The sequence below is a fragment of the Arthrobacter sp. 8AJ genome (assembly GCF_902506025.1).
Taxonomy (GTDB): domain Bacteria; phylum Actinomycetota; class Actinomycetes; order Actinomycetales; family Micrococcaceae; genus Arthrobacter.
In genome coordinates this window covers 4193451-4213755 of the sequence record NZ_LR733289.1, presented here as the reverse complement: position 1 = coordinate 4213755, position 20305 = coordinate 4193451, and the positions used below count along the sequence as shown (strand labels likewise).

The window sequence follows — 20305 nt, the reverse complement described above, 5'->3', positions numbered from 1 at the left end:
CAATACCGGTTATGCGCTGGTGGCGTCCTGCACCTCGCCCACCAATTCCTCGATGATGTCCTCCAGGAAGAGCATCCCGGTGGTCCTGCCGTCGGCGTCGAACACCCTTGCCACGTGGGCGCCCGTCCGCCGCATCGCTGCCAAGGCGTCCTCGAGGTCCGCCCCGGCAAACGCCGAGGCAAGGCGGCGCACCCTCTTGGCCGGGACCGGTCGGTGGAATTTCTCCGCCGAGGTGAGGTCCATGACGTCCTTGAGGTGCAGGTAGCCATCCGGCTCGCCGGCCGCGTTAACCAGGATGTACCGCGAGTAGCCGTGTCCTGCCACGGCCTGCTGGATGTCCGCCGGCGTGGCGGAGTCGTGCAGCAGCACCATCTCCGCCATGGGCACCTGGACGTCGGCCACCGTCTTGGCCGTGAACTCGAAGGCGTTGGTCAGGGCGCCGGTGGTGTCCTTCAGCATGCCGTCCCGGGTGGACTGCTCCACGATGGTGGCCACCTCATCCAGGGTGTACGCGCTGGTGGCCTCGTCCTTGGGCTCAACCCGGAAGAGCCGGAGGACGGAATTGGCAATCCCGTTCAGCGTCCAGATCACCGGCTTGAACACCTTGGCCACGAACACCAGCGGCGGGGCGAGCAGGAGGGCTGCCCGGGTAGGCACCGAGAAGGAGATGTTCTTGGGCACCATCTCGCCCACCACCACGTGCAGGAACGTCACCAGCAGCAGCGCCACCACGAACGCGATGATGCTTATTGCCTCGTAGGACAATGCGGTCAGGCCCAGCGGGATTTCCAGCAGGTGGTGGATGGCGGGTTCGGACACGTTCAGGATGACCAGGGAGCAGACGGTGATGCCCAGTTGGCTGGTGGCCAGCATGAGGGTGGCGTGTTCCATGGCCCAGAGGGTGGTTTTCGCAGCCTTGCTCCCGGCTTCGGCGCGGGGTTCGATCTGGGAGCGGCGGGCCGAAATGACGGCGAACTCGGCACCCACGAAGAAGCCGTTGACCAAAAGGAGAACCACCAGCCAGATGATGCCGGGAAGATACTCACTCATGGGTCAGCTCCTGGGTCAGGTTGTCGATGATCCGGTCGTGCGGGCTGCGCGGCGGTTCACCGGACGCGGCAGGGGTGAAACGCAGCCGTTCCACGTGCATGCCCGCCACGCGCTCCACGCGGAGGGTGCCGCCGTCGACCGCCACCTCGTCACCCAGCTCGGGAAGCCGGTCCAGCCGGTCCGTGACGTACCCGGCCACGGTGTCGTACTCGTCCCCGTCGGGGACCTCGATGCCGGTGCGGTCCAGCAGCTCGTCCGGCCGCAGTGCGGCGTCGAACGTGACGGAACGGCCCACGCGGACCACCCCGGCCCGCGCCCGGTCGTGCTCGTCCTCCAGCTCTCCCACGATCTCCTCCACCAGGTCCTCCAGCGTGACGATCCCGGCCGTGCCGCCGTGCTCGTCGGAGACGATGGCCACTTGGAGACCCTGGCGCCGAAGCAGGCCCAGGAGCGTGTCAACGCCCATGGATTCCGGAACCCGCAGCGGCTCGATCATGAGCTCCGCCGCGGTGGTGTCCGCACGCCGGCCAAGGGGCACGGCGAAGGCCTGCTTGACGTGCAGGAGGCCCAGGACATCATCCTTGTCACGTCCGGTGACCGGGAAGCGGGAGTAACCGGTGGAGGTGGCAAGGGCCACGATGTCCTCCGCGGTGTCCGCAGCGCCCACCGCCGCCATCCGGACGCGCGGGGTCATCACGTCCGCCGCGCTGTACTCGGAGAAGCGGAGGGTGCGGTGCAGCAGGGTGGCGTGGTCCAGGTCCAGGACGCCCTCGACGGCGGACCGGCGCACCAGGGAGCTCAGCTCCTCCGCGCTCCGGGCACCCGAGAGTTCCTCCTTGGGCTCGATGCCGAAGCCGCGGATGATGCTGTTGGCCGTGTTGTTGAACAGCAGGATTACCGGCTTGAACACGGCGGTGAAGAGGGCCTGGAACGGCACCACCACCTTGGCGGTGGCCAGCGGCAGGGCCAGCGCGAAGTTCTTGGGGACAAGCTCGCCCACCACCATCGAGAAGACCGTGGCCAGAAAGATGCCGGCAACAGACCCGACGGCCGGCACCAGGGCTTCGGCCAGCCCCGCAGACTGCAGCGGGCCGCTGAGCATCCGGCTGATGGCGGGCTCAAAGGTGTAGCCCGTCAGCAGGGTGGTCAGCGTGATGCCCAGCTGCGCGCCGGAGAGGTGCGTGGAGGTGATGCGAAGGGCCTTGATGGTGGGCCCAAGCCTCTTTTCGCCGCGGGCCTGGCGGACTTCCAGGTCATGCCGGTCCAGGTTCACCAGTGCGAACTCCGAGGCGACGAAGAAGCCGGTGCCGACGGTCAGGACCAGGCCGATGCCCAGCATGATCCATTCAAACATTGGGGCGCCCCTCTCCTGGTGTGGCCGGTGATCCGGTCAGGTGGCAGAGGGGCCAGGGCATGTGTGAAGGAGGGTCGTCCATAACCCTTTCAACTCAGCCGGGGACGCGAAGGTTCCCGGCGCCCTACCGCCGCAGTTCCAGCGCACGCTTCCGGCGGGCGCTGATGGAGGATTCATGGCCGCAGTTGGTGCAGGTGATCCGGTATTTCCGGGACACGGTAAGCACCGGGATGAAGAACAGCGTGAACCTGGTGGCCTGCTCCTCAAGGAGGTGGTGGATGAAGGCGCCGCAGTGCGGGCAGGTAGCGGTCCGTCCCGGCAGGGCCTTGTGCACGGTCTTGAACCCAAAGAGAAGAAGCATGGCGGCCTTTCGTGGTCCGGTTGCTAACCACCACCCTAGGCGGGTTTCGAAGGTGTCCGTCAGGGGTACGGGAGCTTCTGCAGTGTCTGTGTTAAATGCAATACTTGCGTGAGCAGCAATCGCCGCATTTGGGGGGACGTCTGGCACATGGTTCTGGATACGGCAACCCTGCGCATCGCTTTTGGCCTGATGGCCCTGGTGCTGGTGGTTCTGTTCTACTTTTCCGCCTACCGGGTGACGCGATCGCCGTACAGCGCCTGGTGGTGCGGCGCCCTGCTGTTCTTCCTGTCGGGATCGGCCTGTTTCCTCCTCGATGGCACGCCCAACCAGTGGTGGGCCAACCCGGCCGGGAACACCCTGCTGGTCCACGGCGGCGTCGCGGTGTGGGCAGGGGCGCGTTCGCTGCGGACAGTGCGGCCGCCCAAGTGGGCCTTCACGGGCATTCCGCTGGCCACGCTCGTTGCCTCCCTGCTCGACCATCCCGCCACCAACACCTGGTCCGGCGGTCCCGTGTTCCTCGCCGCGATGAGCTTGACTGTTGGGCTTGCGTCCCGTGAACTGTGGCGCCTTGAGCCGGGTTATTCGCGGGTCCGCATCCCCATGGCGGTGGCTGCGGGCGGACTTTCCGTTTTTTACTTCTTCCGCTGGCTGGCGTTCCTCGTGGAGGGCCCGGATGGCCCGGTGTTCGTTAATGTCTTTGGCTCGGCCATCACCACGCTGGTCACCATGGTGTTGCTGGTGGTGGTTTCCTTCAGCATGGCGGCGTTGAGCAGTGAACAGCAGACGCGTGCCCTGCGCGTGGTCGCCACCCGGGACGACCTCACGGGGCTATTGAACCGCAAGGCCTTCATGGACCTTGCTGCGGAACAGCTTGCCGACCGCAGCATCACGGGCGGCTCGGGAGCCTTGATCCTTGCCGACCTGGACCACTTCAAAGCGGTCAACGACACCTACGGCCATGCCGCCGGGGACCTGGCGCTTCAGGCCTTCGCCGACGCCTGCGTGGCAACTGTCCGATCCACCGACCTGATCGGGCGGTATGGCGGGGAAGAGTTCGTCATCCTGGTTCCGGGGGCAAGCGCGGAACGGGCAGAGACGATCGCGGAGGAAATCAGCAGGCGCCTGGCCGGCGCCAAAGCACCGGATGGCATGGAGATGCCCACCGCGAGTTACGGGATTTCCACGTACGACGCCGGAACTTTCGATGCCGATGACCTGGTCGCCTCGGCGGACGCGGCTTTGTACAGGGCCAAGTCCCTGGGCAGGAACCGCGCCGCCCGCAGCGATCGGCTGCACTAGCCCCCCTGCTTCTGCGGCGCGGTTCCGGACACCTGCCTACTTGGACTGGAGCGCGTCTGCCTGCTCAGCCAGGACCGTCAGCTCCACGCTGCCAGGCCGCTCAACGGTGCTCTCGATGGCCACCGCCGTGCCCTTGTGTGCGGACTCCAGGACGGATTCCATGACCTCCAGGGCGTGGTAGGCCAAGGCTCCGCCGGCCCTGGGCTCCATTCCCTGCGGGGTGGCGGCCAGGTCCGCGATGCCGAACCCGCGGCCGGAATCCACGTAGCCGGCGGACACGGGAAGGGTTTCCCAGTCCTCGGCGCCCAGGGAAAACAGCTGGACGTCGCCGTCGAAGTGGTTGGGGTCCGGTACCACCAGGGAGCCGCGCTCGCCGTGGATCTCGATGTTGGGGGATTTGGACTTCACGGCATCAAAGCTCATGAAGAGCGTCGAGAGCGCGCCGGATGCGTGGACCAGGACGCCGGTGACGTGGGAATCGATGTTCACGGGGACCTTCCCGCCCTGGCGCGGCCCCGAGCCGATGGTCCGCTCATTCCGCGTGTGGCTGGCCGCACCGATCACCGACACCACAGGGCCCAGCAGCGTCACGAGTGCCGTGACGTAGTAGGGGCCCATGTCCAGGAGGGGGCCGCCGCCGGGCTGGTAGTAGAAGTCAGGGTTGGGGTGCCAGCGCTCGTGGCCCGGCGTCACCATGGTGGCGGACGCCGCGATGGGTGCGCCGATCAGTCCGTCATCGATGGCTTTCCGGGCGGTCTGGATCCCGGTGCCCAGCACGGTGTCCGGTGCACAGCCGACGACGACACCTGCCTCCCGCGCCGCGTCCAGCACCCGGCGTGCTTCTTCGGTGGTGGCAGCCAGGGGTTTTTCGCCGTAAACGCTTTTTCCTGCGGCGATCGCCTTCAGTGCCACCTCTGCGTGGGCGGCGGGGATGGTCAGGTTCAGGACCAGGTCCACGTCTTCTGCGGAGAGCAGTTCGTCCACGGAGACGGCGCGGACGCCGTCGTAGTCATCCGCCACGGCCTGCGCACGTGCCGGATCCAGGTCCGCCACGGCCACCAGCTGGATCTGGTCCAGCCGGCGGAAGTTGGCGAGGTATTGCGCGATGATGGCTCCGCAGCCAACGATTCCGACTTTCAACGGCTTGCCCACAGCAGGCCCCTTTCGATGATGGTGCGTACGTTCCGGTCCTGGAGGATTTCCACGCGGTGCCCGGGGGTGGACACGAAGATCCGGCCTTTGCCCCACTGGCGGGTCCAGATGGCGGGGGATGTCACTTCGCGGTTCCAGGGGTCCCACTCGCGGACTTTCTGGGTGGTGGTGGCCAGGACGTCGATGTAGTCGTCCGACAGCACCCAGTACTGTTCGGTGACCAGGTCGAAGTCCTTGATGCCCTTGGTGATGGGGTGGTCGGCGGCGGCCGGCAGCATGTTGACGGTGTAGGGCACGTAGTTGTCCGACTGCTCACCGATGCACTCATCCGGGTGCTTGCCGGGGTGGCAGGCGAACTGGCCGCCGATCAGGTGCAGGTAGTCGGAGGTGTTCCGGTAGGAATCGGCAATGCCGCCGTGCCAGCCGGCCAGGCCGGTGCCGTTCTCCACGGCTGCCCGCAGTCCGGCGAATTCGTCCTTTTCGATGGTGGTCATGGTCATGCACTGCATGATGAGGTCCACCCCTGCCATGTAGGCGGCATCGGCGTAGACCTTGGGGGATTCCTCCACCCGGACGTCGTAGCCGTTGTCCTTGAGGTAGGGGATGAAGAGCTCTGTGGCCTCGTAGGGCTGGTGGCCGTCCCAGCCGCCGCGGACCACCAGGGCGTTCTTGCGTTCTGTCATTGGGGTTTCCTTTGGTTGGCTGCCGGCTTTTGCCGGCAAGGCGTGGGGTCAGCGGCTGGCGAAAGCGGCGTCGAAGGCCGCTGCCGGCGGGGCGATCCGGGCCAGGTCCTGGACCATGGCCAGCGCCTGCGGGGCCCCGATGAGCCGGTCCATGCCGGCGTCCTCCCACTCGATGCTGGTGGGGCCCTCGTAGCCGATGGCGTTCAGGGTCCGGAAGATCCGGTTCCACTGCACGTCCCCGTGCCCTGCCGTGACGAAATCCCAGCCGCGCCGGGGATCGGCCCAGGCCAGGTGCGAGCCCAGGCGGCCGTTGCGGCCGTCGAGCTGGCGGATGGACTCCTTGACGTGGACGTGGAAAATCCTGTCCGCGAAGTCCTGCAGGAACATGACGGGGTCCAGGTCCTGCCAGATGAAGTGGGAGGGGTCGAAGTTCAGGCCGAAGTTCTCCCGGTGTCCGATCGCCTCAAGGGTGCGCTTGGCGGTCCAGTAGTCATAGGCGATTTCGGACGGGTGGACTTCCAGGGCGAACCGGACACCCACTTCGTCGAAGACGTCGAGGATGGGGTTCCAGCGGTCCGCGAAGTCCTGGTAGCCGGCGTCGATCATTTCCTGGGAGGCGGGCGGGAACATGGCCACCGCCTTCCAGATGGAGGAGCCCGTGAAGCCGGTGACAGTCTTCACCCCCAGGCGGGCAGCAGCCCTGGCGGTGTCCTTCATGGCGTCCGCTGCCCGGCGCCGTACGCCTTCGGGCTCGCCGTCACCCCAGATGTCCGCTGGCAGGATGCCCTGGTGGCGCTCGTCGATGGGGTCGTCGCACACCGCCTGTCCGGTCAGGTGGTTGGCGATGGCGAACACCTTCAGGTTGTTCTTTTCGAGGATGTCCAGCCGGCCCTGGAGGTAGTTGTCATCCTCGGCCGCGCGGCGCGGGTCCAGATGGTCGCCCCAGCAGGCGATCTCCAGCCCGTCGAAGCCCCACTCGCCCGCGAGCCGTGCCACTTCCTCGAAGGGCAGGTCGGCCCACTGGCCGGTAAACAGCGTGATTGGTCGTGTCATGTCTATTCCTTGGATCGCTTGAAGCTGGTCGTTGCCGTGCCGAACCGCTGCTCAGACTTTTTGCCACTGGCTGGAATTTGCGGCACTGGACTCCACAGCGGCCAGGACCCGCTGCACCTGCAGGGCGTCCGCGAAGGACGGTTCCGGTTGGCGGGCTTCGCCGATGGCCGTGACGAGGTCCACCACCTGGTGGGTGAAGCCGTGTTCGTACCCCAGGCCGTGGCCGGTGGGCCACCAGTTGCCGACGTAGGGGTGCTCGGGCTCGGTGACGAAGATCTTCCGGAACCCGGCGTCGGGGGATTCGGCGGCGTCGTAGAAGGACAGGACGTTCATGTCCTCGAAGTCGAAGGCAACGGAACCCTTGGTGCCGTTGACCTCCAGCCGCATGGCGTTCTTCCTGCCCAGGGCGTAACGCGTGGCTTCAAAGACGCCGATCGCACCCGAAGCCGTGCCGCCGTCGAACTTTGCGCTGAAGATTGCCGCGTCATCAACCGTGACTTTTCCCCGCGGAGCATCGCTGCTGAGGTCGCCGTGCCCGCCGAGTCCCACCAGGTCGCCGGCCAGCGGGCGTTCCTGCACAAAGGTCTCCATCAGTGCCGAGACCCCGCTGATGTTCAGGCCCGTAACCCACTGCGCGGCGTCGATGCTGTGTGCTCCGATGTCACCCAGCGAGCCGGATCCGGACTTGCTCTTGTCCAGCCGCCAGGTCATGGGGGCGTTGGCATCGCTGAGCCAGTCCTGCAGGTATTGGGCCCTGACATGGCGGATGCCGCCCAGCCTGCCCTGTTCCACGAACCGCTTGGCCAGCGCCAGCGCCGGAGTGCGGCGGTAGCTGAAGCCGCACATGGAGAGGACGCCGTTCTTGGCCGCGGTCTCCGCGGCGAGCGTCATCCGTTCGGCTTCCTCGACGGAGTTGGCCAGCGGCTTCTCGCACAGCACGTGCTTGCCTGCTTCCAAGGCGGCGATGGCAATGTCGGCGTGCGTGTCGCCGGGCGTGCAGATATCGATGAGGTCGATGTCGTCGCGCTCGATCAGGCGGCGCCAGTCCGTTTCAACCGATTCCCAGCCGAGCTTGTCTGCCGCGGCGCGGACGCCGTCGGCATTCCTGCCCGCGACCGCTGTCAGCCGGGGCTGCAGGGGCAGGTCGAAAAACCGGGGTGCGGTGCGCCAGGCGTGGGAGTGGGCTGCACCCATGAAGGCGTAGCCCACCATGCCGACCCGCAGGGGTTGTGCGGTGGTCATGGAGATGTCCTTTCTACTTACTGAAGCCTGCGGTCAGGCCTGCGAGCAACTGGCGCCGGCCGATGACGTACAGCACCAGGATGGGCAGGGTGCTGAGCACCACGGAAGCGAGCACGGCGGGAATGTTGACGCTGAATTCGCCCTGGAAGGTCCACAGGCCCAGGGGCAGCACCCGCAGGCCGGGGCTCTGGGTGAGGACCAGCGGCAGCAGGAACCCGTTCCAGACGTGCAGGCCGTTGTAGATGGCCACGGTCACGATGGCGGGCCGGGTGAGGGGCAGCGCGAGCCGCCACATGGTCTGCCATTCACTGCAGCCGTCCAGCCGCATGGACTCGAACAGTTCGTTCGGGACGTCGCGGATGAAGTTGGAGAGGATCAGCACCGTCAGCGGGATGGCGAAGGCGATGGACGGCAGCATCAGCGCCAGCAGGCTGTCATACAGGTTGAGCCGGATGATCATCAGGTAGATGGGAATGATCGTTGCCTGCAGGGGAATGGCAAGCCCCATGAGGAACACGCCGTTGACCAGCTTGAGGAACCTGCCGCTGCCACGGACGATGGCGAAGGAAGCCATGAAGGAAACCAGCACCGTGGGGATCACGGAACCGAGCGTGACGATGGCGCTGTTCATGAAGTACGTTGCGAAATCCGCCTCGAGGACCATCTGGTAGTTCTCCAGCGTGGGCGAGGTGGGCAGGGCCAGGGGATTCTGGCCAAAGTAGCCTGCCTGCGTCTTCAGGCTGGTGATCACCACGTAATAGACCGGCAGGATGATGATGGCGAGCCAGATCCAGCCGCCAAGGCCGCCGGGAATGTTCAGCCGCTTCAGCCGTGAACCGAGTCCCCTTGTGGAGGCCGGTGGGCCGCCAATGGATCCGGTCCGGTCCTCCCGCGTATTGCTCTTCAGGACGGTACTCACCCTACAAACCTTCCAATTGGCTGCCCTGCTTGTCCTTGCCTCCAAGGCGCTGGAGGAACAAGGCAAGTGCAAGGCCGATGATGACGAGAATGACGGCGATGACGCTGGCAGGGCCCATGAGGTTGGCCCGGAAGCCCCTGAGGTACATGTCCAGGGCCAGGATCCGGGTGGAGTTTCCGGGTCCGCCGCCGGTGAGGACGAAGATCAGGTCGAAGTACGTCAGCGAGCCCACCACCATCAGCGTGGAGGAGGTGATGATGGTGTACTTCAACTGGGGCAGGGTGATGTGGAAGAACTGCTTGATGGTTCCGGCGCCGTCGATCTGGGCCGCTTCATACAGCGACTTGGGGATCTGCCGCACGCCGCCCTGGTAGATGAGCGTGTGGAACGGCACGAACTGCCAGGCGATGACGAAGATGACCAGGCCCAGGGCAAGGTGCGGAACCCCCAGCCAGTCCTGCGCCAGGAAGGGCAGGCCCAGGCCGGTTGCCAGGCCGAAGTTCGGGTCCAGCAGGGCCTTGAAGGCGATGGCGACGGCGGCCGAGGACAGCAGCAGGGGCAGGAAGTACAGCACTGCCAGGGCGGCACGGTACCGCTGGCTTCCTGCCGTGAAGACCCCCAGCAGGAGGCTGATGGGGGTCTGGACCAGCCACGAGACGATCATGATCAGGAAGGTCAAGCCCAGGGCGTTGTACAGCCCCGGGTCTGCCAGCACGGAGAACCAGTTGTCCAGCCCCGCCGCCCCGATGGCACCGATCCCGTCCCAGCTGGTGAAGCTGAGGATGAGCACACCGGCCAACGGGATGACGGCGAACACCAGGAAGAAGAACAGGGCAGGCAGTGTCAGCCAGGCCAAGGCGGCCTTGCGCTGTTCGGTCTGCCTGGATTCCTTGATCCTGGCAGTGGCCCGCGGGGCGGTGGAGACGGCGTTACTCATTTCCCGAGGGTGCCGTTCATGTTCTCGGCGAACTGCTGCGGCGTAATCGACTTCAGGAAGAGCTGGTCGATGTTGTTCAGCAGGGCTTCGGCGGCGGTGGGGCTCAGCGCCTGGTCCCAGGACTGCTGGAAGTTCGGGGCGTTCTTAGCCATGTCGTAGACAAAGTTAAGGAACTCTTTGTCCTCGGACGTATTCAGCTTGTCTTCGATGCCGTTGACGATGGGCACCGAGCCGGAGTTGATGTAGGCGTCGATCACGGTCTCGGTCAGGATGCCGTCCTTGAAGAACTTCTTGGCGGATTCCTTTTCCTTGTCGCTGGCCTTGGAGGAGATGGACATGTAGGCCGCGGGGTTTCCCACGCCGTTCTTTGGATCGCCCTTCCCGCCGGCAATGGTGGGGAAGGGGACGAAGCCCAGTTTGCCGTTCTGGACGAAGTTCTGGCCGGCCTTCTTCATGGCACCGTAGGTCCAGGAACCGTGCAGCATCATGGCGGCCTTGCCGGAAAACAGCAGTGCCTGGTCTGCCTGCGAGTCTGCGGTAATGGAGGAGAAGCCCTTGATGAAGCCGTCGGCGGAGACCAGCTCCTGCACCTTGGTGCCGGTCTCGATCACCGCCGGGTCCATCCAGGCATTGGGCTTGCCTTCGAAGATCGCCTTGAAGACTTCCGGGCCGCCAATGCGGTCCAGCAGGTACTCAAGCCACATCATCGAGGTCCAGCGGGACTGGCCGCCCAGGGAGAAGGGAGCCACGCCCATGTCGTTGAAAGTCTTGACCAGGGACATGATGTCTTCCCACGTCTTGGGCGGCTGGACGCCTGCCTTCTGGAACAGGTCCTTGTTGTAGAACAGGACAATCGGGGCCACGTACTGGTTGGGCAGTGCGTAGATCTTGCCGTTGATCGTGGCGGCGCCGAAGGAGGACGGGAAGAACTTGTTCTTCACGTCCGGGTTCTGCTCGAACCAGCTGGTCAGGTCCTCGACCTGGTTGGCCTCGGCGTACGTCTTCAGGCCACCGCCGCCCCAGCCGTAAATGATGGTTGGCGCCTGGTTGGCGCCGATGGCGGTCTTGATCTTGGTCTTGTAGGCGTCGTTCTGGAAGTAGGTGACGTTGATCTTGTCAGCGGAGTTGGCCGAATTGAATGCATCCACCGCCTTCTGCATGGTGGTCTGGTTCGGTTCACCGGACAGGTACCACATGCTGGCGCCTCCACCGCCGCTGGAGGCGCCCGGACCTGACGTTCCGCAGGCAGTCGTTGCGGCAACGGCAAAGGGAGTAAGGGCAGCGAGGGCGAGGAAAGAGCGCCGGGACGTCTGGGGTTGCTTCATTGCTTCTCCATTGTGAATTTGCTGTCGAGGTACGGGGCATCAGCTCCGACGTTCATTCGAAACATTTCGAATGGTGATATAAGTCACGGTGTAAACTAAAGCCCGAAATATCCGCGTGGTCAAGGGATCGTAGAGGATCTTTTTCCCTGGATCCCGGAAACCGGGCCGTGCTTGACGTTCGAAGCCCGCTTCCTCAAAATGAATGCACTCTCCATCTTCGAAAGATTGCGAACCAATGACGACCAAATTGCCTGAGCGGACAAAGCCAACGCTCGCCACCGTTGCCAGGCAGGCAGGGGTCTCGGCTCCAACTGTTTCCAAGGTGGTGAATGGCCGGGACGACGTAGCTCCCGAAACCAGGGCGCGGATCCTCGCGGTACTGGAGCAGGCGGGGTACCAATCGCCCGTGCAGCGCCGCGCAGCCGCGGAAAGTTCCACCGTGGTGGAAGTGGTCATCGACGTCCTTGATTCCGCCTACACCATCCAGGTCCTGAACGGCATCCTGCAGTTCGCGGCCGGCGCCGACGTCGAAATCCTCGTGAGTGTGACCGGCCAGTCCACCGTTGGGCCGCACAGCCCCGAACGCCGCGCCCAGCGCATCCTGGAAGAGGGCAGGGCGGGAATGATCGTGGTCACCTCAGCCTTCAGCGAGGCCCAGCTGAATGCGTTCCGGCGCCGCCAGATTCCGGTGGTGGTCATCGACCCGCTCAATCCGCCCTCCGCTGACGTGGTCAGCGTCGGCGCGACGAACTGGGCCGGCGGCAAGGCGGCCACCGAGCATCTGTTGGGGCTGGGGCACCGCCGCATCGCCTACATCGGCGGGATCGAGAGAGCTGAATGCAACCAGGCGCGGCTTCACGGTTACATGGCCGCCCTGATGGCTGCCGGCGTGCCGGTGGACCCCCGGTACATTGTCTCCGGGGGCCGGTTCCGGACCGAGAGCGGGGTCAGGGGACTCAAAGCACTGCTGCAGCTTGATGAACTTCCCACCGCCATTTTTGCCGGAAGCGACGCGATCGCCCTGGGCGTCCTGAGTGAGGCGCGGCACCACGGGATCAGGGTTCCCGAGGACATCAGCCTCATCGGTTTCGACGGCACCAACCAGGGCGAGCAGTCCGTCCCTTCCTTGAGCTCGGTGGCCCAGCCCCTTGAGGAGATGGGACGGGCTGCCCTGAGGTCGCTGCTGCGCCAGGCGCGCGGTGAGGTCCTCGATTCGCACCGGGTGGAGCTGGCCACCCACGTGATTGTCCGCGAGTCCACCGCCCCTCCCGCCGCCTGAGTGAGTGCGGGGGCGGGGCGCCCGGGGCGTCAGGCGGGCTTCCCCGCCAGCTGTTCGCGCCCGGGTTTCCCGGTAGTGGCCGGGCGCGGCCCCACTGACCCACGCCGCACCAGGGTTGCCGTGAACTGTGCGGGAGCGGCGGGCGGGAGCCCCTCCATTTGCCGGATCAGCGCCTTCGCTGCCGCCACTCCCATGTTGTAGACGGGCTGGGCGATGACTGTGAGGGGCGGGGTTGTCAGCCTGGTCCACGCAAAGTCGTCGTACATCAGGAATGAAACATCCGCTGGAATGGACAGGCCCAGTTCCTGGATCGCTTCCACAACGCTGAGGGCGATGAGGCCGTCGGACGCCACCGCGGCCGTGGCCCGGTCCGGACCCCTGAGCACTTCCCGGGTAATGCTGCGGATGGAGTCTTCATCGCCCGCGTTCAACCGGACCAGGTCCTCCGGAAAAGCCAGCCCGGATTCCAGGAAGGCCTCCCGCATGCCTTCGATACGGTCGGCAATCTGTGAGGACTCCAGCGTCATTCCGGGGGTGTACGGGGCATTAGTCCTCAACGTGGAAATGAAGGCGATCCGGCGGTGGCCCGCATCCAGCAGGTACCGCGTAGCCTCGCGCGAAATCCGTGCCATGTCCACGGCCATGGTCTCAACCGGCATGTCCCCGGCAGTGCGGTCGATGAAGACCATGGGCCGGCCTGACCGGTGCACCTCCTGGAGGTGTCCGGTGTCCACCGAGGACGCAGGAGCGACGATCAGCCCGTCCACGCGCTTGTCCAGCAGCACCCGCACTGCGTCCACTTCCGCCTCGCGGTCCTCGTCCGTATTGACCAGGATGACGTTGTAGCCGGCCTTCTTTGCCGTGTCCGTGATGCCCCGGGTCGCCAGTCCGAAGTGGGGGTTTTCGATGTCACCCACCACCACGCCGATGGTGTGCGATTTGCCCGTGTTCATGCTGCGCGCAAGCTCATTGGGCCGGTAGGAAAGGGCCTCCGCCGCGGCCTGGACGCGCTCGCGGACGTCGTCGCTGACGGCGCCGTAATTGCCCAACGCGCGGGCTGCCTGGGCCTTGGAGACCTGGGCTGCCTTTGCGACGTCTGCTACGGTGACGTCCCGCCGCCGTGCTCCTTCAGCGCTCATCTTCACCTTTCGAAGAGGCTGTTGACGCCCCCTGTGACTTCCGCTACATTTCTATCCATCGATGTGAGTCCGGTCTCAATCCTAAGGTGTGAGACCGGACTCAACAAGAGCATCGGCGACTTTCTTCGGCGGCCCTGACAGCACCGCCTCCCTCCCAACGATTGGACAATGCTGTGAAGAAAAAGAACCTCCGCCCGGCCGGAATCGCCGCCGCAGCACTGGCTGCGGTCCTGGCGCTCTCCGGCTGCAACTCCACCTCCGCCGCTTCCACCACTGAGAACAACCCTTACGGCCTGATCCAGCCGGGCACCATCCGCGTGGCCAGCCTGGGCGACTCCAAGCCGTACACCTTCGCCGACGCGTCCGGTAATTTCACCGGCTTCGACGTCGAACTGTTCAAGGATGTGGCCCACCGGGCCGGTGTGGACAACGTGGTCTTCACCGGACAGGACTTTTCCGGCCTCCTGGCCGCAGTGGCCAATGGGCAGTTCGACGCCGGTGTGGCCGCGATCGGCATCACGGACAAGCGGAAGGAAACCGTGGACTTCTCGGACGGCTACCTGGCCGGCTACCTGACGGTGATCACCACCAAGACGTCGGGCATCACAAGCGCTGAGGGCCTGGCCGGCAAGCGCCTGGGCGTGGTCCAGGGAACCCTGCAGGAAGCGTACGCCGTCAAGAACTTCACCTCGGCCAGCCTGGTCCGCTTCCCGGACAACAACACCGCCATCGCGGCCGTGAACAGCGGCAGCGTGGACGCCCACTTCCTGGATTACGAGGCAGCGAAGGCCTACGAGGACCAGCACGGCCTGGTCAGCGCCGCGGACATCCCGTCCTTCGACGCTCCGGCCGGGTTCGCCGTCGCCAAGGGCAAGACCGCCTTCAAGGAAGCCCTGAACAAGGGCTTGGCCGCAGCCATGGAGGACGGCACCTGGAAGAAGCTCTACCAGAAATGGTTCCCGGGCTCCCCGATGCCCAAGCAGTACCTGCCCAAGGCCGAACAGGCCGCCTCCGCCTCACCCGCGCCCAGCAAGTAGCCCGCGCGCACCAGCCCTCCGGCTTCACTGCCGGGGCGGGCCCCGCTGGCCGCGGCCCGCCCCGGCACCTCCACCCAATCTACGTCTGAGAGCAACCATGGACTGGTTCAACACCATCATCCGTACTTTCTTCGACTTCGGCGCTATGGCCGAGGTCCTGCCCCAACTGTTGGCGGTCGGCCTGCTGAACACGCTGATCATCTCCATCGCCGCCACCGTCCTTGGCACGGTGCTGGGGATGGTGGTGGCCGTAATGGGCATCTCACCCTCGAAATGGCTGCGGGTTCCGGCCCGGATCTACACGGACCTTTTCCGGGGCCTGCCGGCCATCCTGACCATCCTGCTGATCGGCCAGGGCTTCGCCCGGCTCAGCCAGTCGATCTTCGGGCCGTCCCCTTACCCGCTGGGCATCATCGCGCTGAGCCTGATCGCCAGCGCCTACATCGGGGAGATCTTCCGCGCCGGCATCCTCAGCGTGGACAAGGGCCAGGGCGAGGCCTGCCGCGCCCTGGGGATGAGCTACGCCAAGTCCATGGCCCTGGTGGTGGTGCCCCAGGGCGTACGCCGGGTGCTTCCGGCCCTGGTGAACCAGTTCATCGCGATCGTCAAGGACTCCTCCCTGGTGTACTTCCTGGGCCTGCTGGTCACTGAACGCGAACTCTTCCGCGTGGGCCAGGACGCCGCCGTGCTCTCCGGCAACCTCTCACCCCTGGTCGCGGCAGGCCTGTTCTACCTGGTCATCACCGTCCCGCTGACGCACCTGGTAAACCACTTCGACAACAAGTTCCGCACCGGACGCCGCCGGGCCGCGCCACCCACCAGCGGGCTGAAGGAAGTCAAGGAACTCGACGCGGCCTCGCCGCTCACCACCGGGAGCAATACATGAACACCCCCACCACCACCAAAAACACCACCGGGCAGGAAGTCCCGACATTCCACGGTTCCAGCCTGGAACTGCGCAACCTGACCATGGCCTACGGCGAGATCGAGGTCCTGCGCAACGTCAGCCTCGCCGTTGCACCGGGCACCACTACCTGCATAATCGGCCCCTCCGGCTCCGGCAAATCAACCCTTTTGCGCGGCATCAACCGGCTGCATGAACCCAAAAGCGGTGACGTGCTCCTGGCCGGGGACAGCATCCTCGGCACCAACCCGGACACCCTGCGCACCCGCATCGGCATGGTCTTCCAGCACTTCAACCTCTTCCCGGACCACACAGCCGAAGAGAACGTTGCCCTGGCACTCTGGGCCGTGAAGGGCATGCCCAAGGCCCAGGCCGCGGCCAAAGCCCGCCAGCGCCTTGCCGAAGTAGGCCTCGCTGAACGCGCCGACCACCGCCCCCGCGACCTCTCCGGCGGCCAGCAACAACGCGTCGCCATCGCCCGCGCCCTGGCCATGGAACCCGAAGTCATGCTCTTCGACGAAGCTACCAGCGCCCTGGACCCCGAACTGGTCAAGGGCGTCCTGAACCTCATGGCGGGCCTGGGCCGCCGCGGCATGACCATGCTGGTGGTCACCCACGAAATGGGCTTCGCCCGCAAAGTCGCCGACCAGGTGGTCTTCATGGACGAAGGTGAAGTGGTCGAAGCAGGAACCCCCACCCAACTCTTCGACAACCCCCGCAGCGAACGCCTCCAGCGCTTCCTCTCCGAGGTGCTCTAATGGGTACGGTTCCCGCTGCACCCATCCGGACCGCCGTCGTCGGCTTCGGCATCTCGGGCAAGGTGTTCCATGCCCCGCTGGTCACGGCCAACCCGGATTTCTCGCTCGACGTGATCGTCACGGCCCAGCCCGGGCGCGCGGCCGAGGCGACGCGCCTCTACCCACGGGCACGGATCGTTGGAACTCCAGAAGAGCTTTTCGCCCTGTCCGCGGACCTGGACCTGGTCATCCTGGGCACCCCGCCGCACACCCACTTCGGACTGGCCGCGACGGCCATCGCTCATGGCCTGCACGTGGTGGTGGACAAGCCGTTCGTGCCCACGTCCGCCCTGGGTGGGGAACTGCTCAGCAGGGCGGACGACGGCGGGGTGCGGCTTACGGTGTTCCAGAACCGCCGGTGGGATGCAGACTTCCTTACCCTCCGGAAGATCCTGGCCTCGGGAGCGCTGGGGCAGGTCAGCAGCTTCGAATCACGGTTCGAGTGGTGGCGGCCGGAAGGGTTTGGGAACTGGCGGGACACCGTGTCCCTTGCCGAGGGCGGCGGCATCCTGCACGACCTGGGAGCCCACCTGATCGACCAGGCCATCCAGTTGTTTGGCCCGGTGGAACGGAGCTACGGCGAGACGGCCAACCGCGGGAAACATCCGGACGCTGCCGACACTGAGGCCTTCGTGTCACTGCTGCATGCCTCCGGAGTACGCTCCCGGCTGTGGATGAACGGCATGGCCGCCCAGGCGGGCGCCCGCTTCCACGTCCTCGGCTCCGCGGCCGGATACACCAAGTGGGGTCTTGACGGCCAGGAACCTGCGCTCGTAGCGGGTATGCCGCCGTCGGATCCGGCATATGGCCTCGATCCCCAGGAGTCTTGGGGGCTCCTGGGCATCGATGGTGCAACGTCCCCCGTTCCTGCCGAACGCGGCGCCTACCCGCAGTTTTACGTGCAACTGGCCGCAGCCCTGCACGGGGAGGGGTCGCTGCCCGTCGACCCCGCCGGCCCCCTCGAAGTACTGAAAGTCATCGAGGGGATCCACGCCCTGGCCTGAGGCTCCCCCCAACTCTTCTCCATGACGCACCGTTCGCGTCCAACCCAGAACCACGAATTCCACAGAAAGGGACACCAATGTCCTCTGCCACAGCCACCAAGCGCGTCGCCATTATCGGCGGCGGAATCCTGGGCGTTTCCACCGCCGTGCACCTGCTCCGCGAAGGCGCCTCCGTGATCCTGCTGACCGAGCGCGGCCTGGCCAGCGAAGCCAGCGGCCGTTCCCTGTCCTGGCTCAACTCAGCGGGCGAACGGTCCACCCCGTACCACCAGCTGCGGGTTGCCGGCGTGGACCGCTACCGCACGCTCTTCGCCTCGGACCCCAAGCGGGAGTGGCTCCAGTTCGGAGGCGGACTCATGTGGAACGCGGACGGGCAGGCTGAAACGACCGAGGCGCGGCACGCTTACGAGAAGTCCATCGGTTACGACTCCAAACTGCTGGCTCCGGAAGAGATTGCAACAGCCACCCCCGGTATCGATTCCAGTGCCGTACCGGACAACGCCATCTTCAACCCCGGCGAAGGCTGGGTCAGCCTTCCGGACCTGATCGACTTCCTGATGGAGGAGTTCCACTCCCGTGGCGGCGAACTGGTCCTCAATGCCGGCAAGGCCTCCGTCATGGTGAAGGGCGGCCGCACCACCGGCGTGGAGACTTCGTCCGGTGGGACCTACCCGGCCGACGCCGTCCTGGTGGCGTGCGGGGCAGCGACGCCCGCCGTCGTCCAGCCCCTGGGCGTGCACATCCCCAATGGTTCGCCGGTGTCCATGCTGGTGGTGACCAAACAGGTGCAGCACGACGTCACCGCCGTGATGAATACCCCGCGCGCCGCGCTCCGGCCCAACCCCGGCGGCACGTTCGCGCTGGACCACGACTGGTACGAGGAACACATCACCGAGCACGCGGACGGTTCCTTCACCGTCCCGGAAGAAGTGGTGCAGGAACTGGCTGATGAAGCCTCCAGGCTGGTTGCCGGCAATCCGGAACTCAAGCCGGCCTCCTGGAAGATGGGCTACAAGCCGATCCCCGGTGACGGCGAACCCGTCCTGGGCGAACTCGGCCAGGTGCCGGGCTGCTTCGTTGCCTTCACGCACTCCGGTGCCACCCTGGGCCTTATCGCCGGCGAACTTCTTGCCGGTGAAATCCTGACGGGCCGGAAGCATCCGATGCTGGCGACGTTCCGGCCGGGGCGGTTCTCCTAGGTCATGCGCGGAGGAGCGGGACCGCAGACGTGCGGCCCCGCTCCTGGACGCGCGCCGAAAGTCAGGCGCCCAAATGGCCGGTGAGGCGCCGGTGGAAGCCGGTGCTGCGCTCATCCAGGCCCTCAATGGCCACCGCGGCGCCGTGGTGCCCGTACTTGGTTTCGATGGAGTCCAGGGCCGCCACTGTTGACGCGTCCCAGATCTGGGCGCGGCTAAGGTCGATGGTCACCGAGGCGGGATCGTCGGCGTACGCGAAATGCTCCACGAGGTCATTGCTGCTGCCGAAGAACAGCGGCCCCACCACCTCGTAACGCACGCTTCCGCCGTCGTCCGCCAGGTTCCGCTCGACGGTGATGACGTGGGCCACCCGGCGGGCGAACAGCACCATCGCCAGGATGACGCCCACCAGCACTCCGTAGGCCAGGTTGCCGGTGAACACCACCACGGCGACTGTGACGCCCATGACGATCGTCTCCGGCAGCGGCATCCGCTTGAGGGTGGACGGCTTGACGCTGTGCCAGTCCACCGTGGTGACCGCCACGACCATCATCACCGCGGCCAGGGCCACCATGGGGATCTGCCCCATGATCGGGCTCAGCCCCGTCACCAAGGCCAGCAGGAACACCCCGGCCACAACAGTTGAGATGCGGGTCCGGGCCTGGCCGGTCTTCACATTGAGGACGGTCTGGCCGATCATGGCGCAGCCGGCGATGCCGCCGTAGAACCCGGCAAGGATGTTCGAGACGCCCAGGCCCCAAGACTCGCGGCCCTTGTGCGAGGGCGTCTCAGTGATGTCATCGACCAGTTTCGCCGTGAGGAGGGTTTCCATGAGGCCGACGAACGCCACGCTCAGCGCCGTGGGCAGGACCAGCTTGAAGGTCTCAACATCAAACGGAACCAGGAACGGGGTGAATCCCGGCATCTGGCCGGTCAGGGGCCCCTCGTCGGCGACGTTGGGAACAGCAAGGCCCGCAAGGATGGCGATCGCCGTGACGACGACGATGGCCACCAGCGGTGACGGGACCACCTTGGTGAAGCGGGGGAGGACGAAAATAATGGCCAGCGTCAGGGCAAACAGGACGTAGGCGAGCCAGGGGACATTGAGGACATGGGGCACCTGCGCCATGAAAATCAGCACACCCAGGGCGTTGACGAACCCGATCATCACGGATCGCGGGATGAACCGCATCAGGCGGGCAAGCCCGGCCAGGCCAAAGACCACCTGGATCACCCCTGCAAGCAGCACCGTGGGCAGGACGTACTGGACACCGTGCTCGTGCACCAGCGGTGCGATGACCAGGGCCACGGAGCCCGCAGCCGCCGTCACGACGCCGGGCCGTCCGCCAAGGATGGACATCGCCAGGGCAAGCACGATGGAGGCGACAAGGCTGACCATCGGATCCACCCCGGCCACGATCGAGAACGAAATGACCTCCGGGACGAGCGCGAGGGTGGTGACCATGCCGGCGAGGACTTCGCGGGTCAGCTGCCGCGGAGAGCGCAGGGCGGCCATGACGGTGTTCGGCTGCCGGGTGGGGCGGGGGCGGTCGGCGACGGCCAAGGAGCGGCTC

The 20305-nt window shown here is 65.8% G+C and carries 19 protein-coding genes; 7 read left to right on the top strand and 12 right to left on the bottom strand.

Annotated features, from left to right (window positions below):
* Positions 1-9: 9 nt before the first annotated feature.
* The 3 genes from BACI349Y_RS19625 to BACI349Y_RS19615 all read right to left on the bottom strand — a co-directional run bounded on the left by BACI349Y_RS19625 (position 10) and on the right by BACI349Y_RS19615 (position 2765).
* Positions 10-1050, bottom strand: coding sequence for a hemolysin family protein (locus tag BACI349Y_RS19625; RefSeq protein ID WP_159634906.1), 1041 nt, complete (start codon positions 1048-1050; stop codon positions 10-12).
* Positions 1043-2404, bottom strand: coding sequence for a hemolysin family protein (locus BACI349Y_RS19620; RefSeq protein ID WP_159634903.1), 1362 nt, complete (start codon positions 2402-2404; stop codon positions 1043-1045). The genes BACI349Y_RS19625 and BACI349Y_RS19620 overlap by 8 nt, the downstream gene beginning before the upstream one ends.
* A 124-nt stretch (positions 2405-2528) precedes the next feature.
* Complete coding sequence (locus BACI349Y_RS19615) at positions 2529-2765, bottom strand: zinc-ribbon domain-containing protein (protein WP_159634900.1); 237 nt, start codon at positions 2763-2765, stop codon at positions 2529-2531.
* Positions 2766-2912: 147 nt separating this feature from the next.
* On the opposite strand from BACI349Y_RS19615, the gene BACI349Y_RS19610 reads away from it, so the two are divergent.
* The gene (locus BACI349Y_RS19610; protein ID WP_159635973.1) at positions 2913-4064 is read left to right on the top strand and encodes a GGDEF domain-containing protein; all 1152 of its coding nucleotides are present in this window, start codon (positions 2913-2915) and stop codon (positions 4062-4064) included.
* 36 nt (positions 4065-4100) lie between these two features.
* Here BACI349Y_RS19610 and BACI349Y_RS19605 read toward each other — a convergent pair whose 3' ends face one another.
* The 7 genes from BACI349Y_RS19605 to BACI349Y_RS19575 are packed head-to-tail and all read right to left on the bottom strand — an operon-like array spanning position 4101 to position 11375.
* Positions 4101-5216, bottom strand: a complete 1116-nt coding sequence (locus BACI349Y_RS19605) for a Gfo/Idh/MocA family protein (RefSeq protein WP_159634897.1) — start codon at positions 5214-5216, stop codon at positions 4101-4103.
* Positions 5201-5899, bottom strand: coding sequence for a ThuA domain-containing protein (locus tag BACI349Y_RS19600; RefSeq protein WP_159634894.1), 699 nt, complete (start codon positions 5897-5899; stop codon positions 5201-5203). Before BACI349Y_RS19600 ends, BACI349Y_RS19605 begins: the two co-directional genes overlap by 16 nt.
* Before the next feature lie 48 nt (positions 5900-5947).
* Positions 5948-6952 carry a sugar phosphate isomerase/epimerase family protein gene (locus BACI349Y_RS19595; protein ID WP_159634891.1) on the bottom strand — a complete coding sequence of 335 codons (1005 nt, stop codon included), beginning with the start codon at positions 6950-6952 and terminating at the stop codon, positions 5948-5950.
* Positions 6953-7003: 51 nt separating this feature from the next.
* Positions 7004-8194 carry a Gfo/Idh/MocA family protein gene (locus tag BACI349Y_RS19590; RefSeq protein ID WP_159634888.1) on the bottom strand — a complete coding sequence of 397 codons (1191 nt, stop codon included), beginning with the start codon at positions 8192-8194 and terminating at the stop codon, positions 7004-7006.
* 13 nt (positions 8195-8207) lie between these two features.
* Entirely contained in the window at positions 8208-9113 is a 906-nt protein-coding gene (locus BACI349Y_RS19585; protein ID WP_159634885.1) for a carbohydrate ABC transporter permease, read from the bottom strand.
* A 1-nt stretch (position 9114) separates the two neighbouring features.
* Positions 9115-10050, bottom strand: a complete 936-nt coding sequence (locus tag BACI349Y_RS19580; protein WP_159634882.1) for a carbohydrate ABC transporter permease — start codon at positions 10048-10050, stop codon at positions 9115-9117.
* Positions 10047-11375 carry an extracellular solute-binding protein gene (locus BACI349Y_RS19575; protein WP_159634879.1) on the bottom strand — a complete coding sequence of 443 codons (1329 nt, stop codon included), beginning with the start codon at positions 11373-11375 and terminating at the stop codon, positions 10047-10049. Before BACI349Y_RS19575 ends, BACI349Y_RS19580 begins: the two co-directional genes overlap by 4 nt.
* Before the next feature lie 235 nt (positions 11376-11610).
* Between BACI349Y_RS19575 and BACI349Y_RS19570 the strand changes: the two genes are divergently transcribed.
* Entirely contained in the window at positions 11611-12654 is a 1044-nt protein-coding gene (locus tag BACI349Y_RS19570) for a LacI family DNA-binding transcriptional regulator (RefSeq protein ID WP_159634876.1), read from the top strand.
* Positions 12655-12683: 29 nt separating this feature from the next.
* On the opposite strand, the gene BACI349Y_RS19565 is transcribed toward BACI349Y_RS19570, so the two are convergent.
* Positions 12684-13793, bottom strand: coding sequence for a LacI family DNA-binding transcriptional regulator (locus BACI349Y_RS19565; RefSeq protein ID WP_159634873.1), 1110 nt, complete (start codon positions 13791-13793; stop codon positions 12684-12686).
* Positions 13794-13966: 173 nt separating this feature from the next.
* Between BACI349Y_RS19565 and BACI349Y_RS19560 the strand changes: the two genes are divergently transcribed.
* From BACI349Y_RS19560 to BACI349Y_RS19540, 5 genes are all read left to right on the top strand, one after another.
* Complete coding sequence (locus BACI349Y_RS19560) at positions 13967-14830, top strand: ABC transporter substrate-binding protein (RefSeq protein ID WP_159634870.1); 864 nt, start codon at positions 13967-13969, stop codon at positions 14828-14830.
* A 97-nt stretch (positions 14831-14927) separates the two neighbouring features.
* Positions 14928-15716 carry an amino acid ABC transporter permease gene (locus tag BACI349Y_RS19555; protein WP_159634867.1) on the top strand — a complete coding sequence of 263 codons (789 nt, stop codon included), beginning with the start codon at positions 14928-14930 and terminating at the stop codon, positions 15714-15716.
* On the top strand, positions 15713-16492 hold the full coding sequence (locus tag BACI349Y_RS19550) for an amino acid ABC transporter ATP-binding protein (protein WP_159634864.1): 780 nt from the start codon (positions 15713-15715) through the stop codon (positions 16490-16492). Before BACI349Y_RS19555 ends, BACI349Y_RS19550 begins: the two co-directional genes overlap by 4 nt.
* Positions 16492-17535, top strand: coding sequence for a Gfo/Idh/MocA family protein (locus BACI349Y_RS19545; RefSeq protein ID WP_159634861.1), 1044 nt, complete (start codon positions 16492-16494; stop codon positions 17533-17535). Before BACI349Y_RS19550 ends, BACI349Y_RS19545 begins: the two co-directional genes overlap by 1 nt.
* 77 nt (positions 17536-17612) lie before the next feature.
* Positions 17613-18734 (top strand): NAD(P)/FAD-dependent oxidoreductase, encoded by a 1122-nt coding sequence (locus BACI349Y_RS19540; protein ID WP_159634858.1) that lies wholly within the window; start codon positions 17613-17615, stop codon positions 18732-18734.
* 61 nt (positions 18735-18795) lie between these two features.
* On the opposite strand, the gene BACI349Y_RS19535 is transcribed toward BACI349Y_RS19540, so the two are convergent.
* A complete protein-coding gene (locus BACI349Y_RS19535; protein WP_159635970.1) occupies positions 18796-20247 on the bottom strand; it encodes a SulP family inorganic anion transporter in 1452 nt (483 codons plus the stop codon).
* Between the last annotated feature and the right edge of the window lie 58 nt (positions 20248-20305).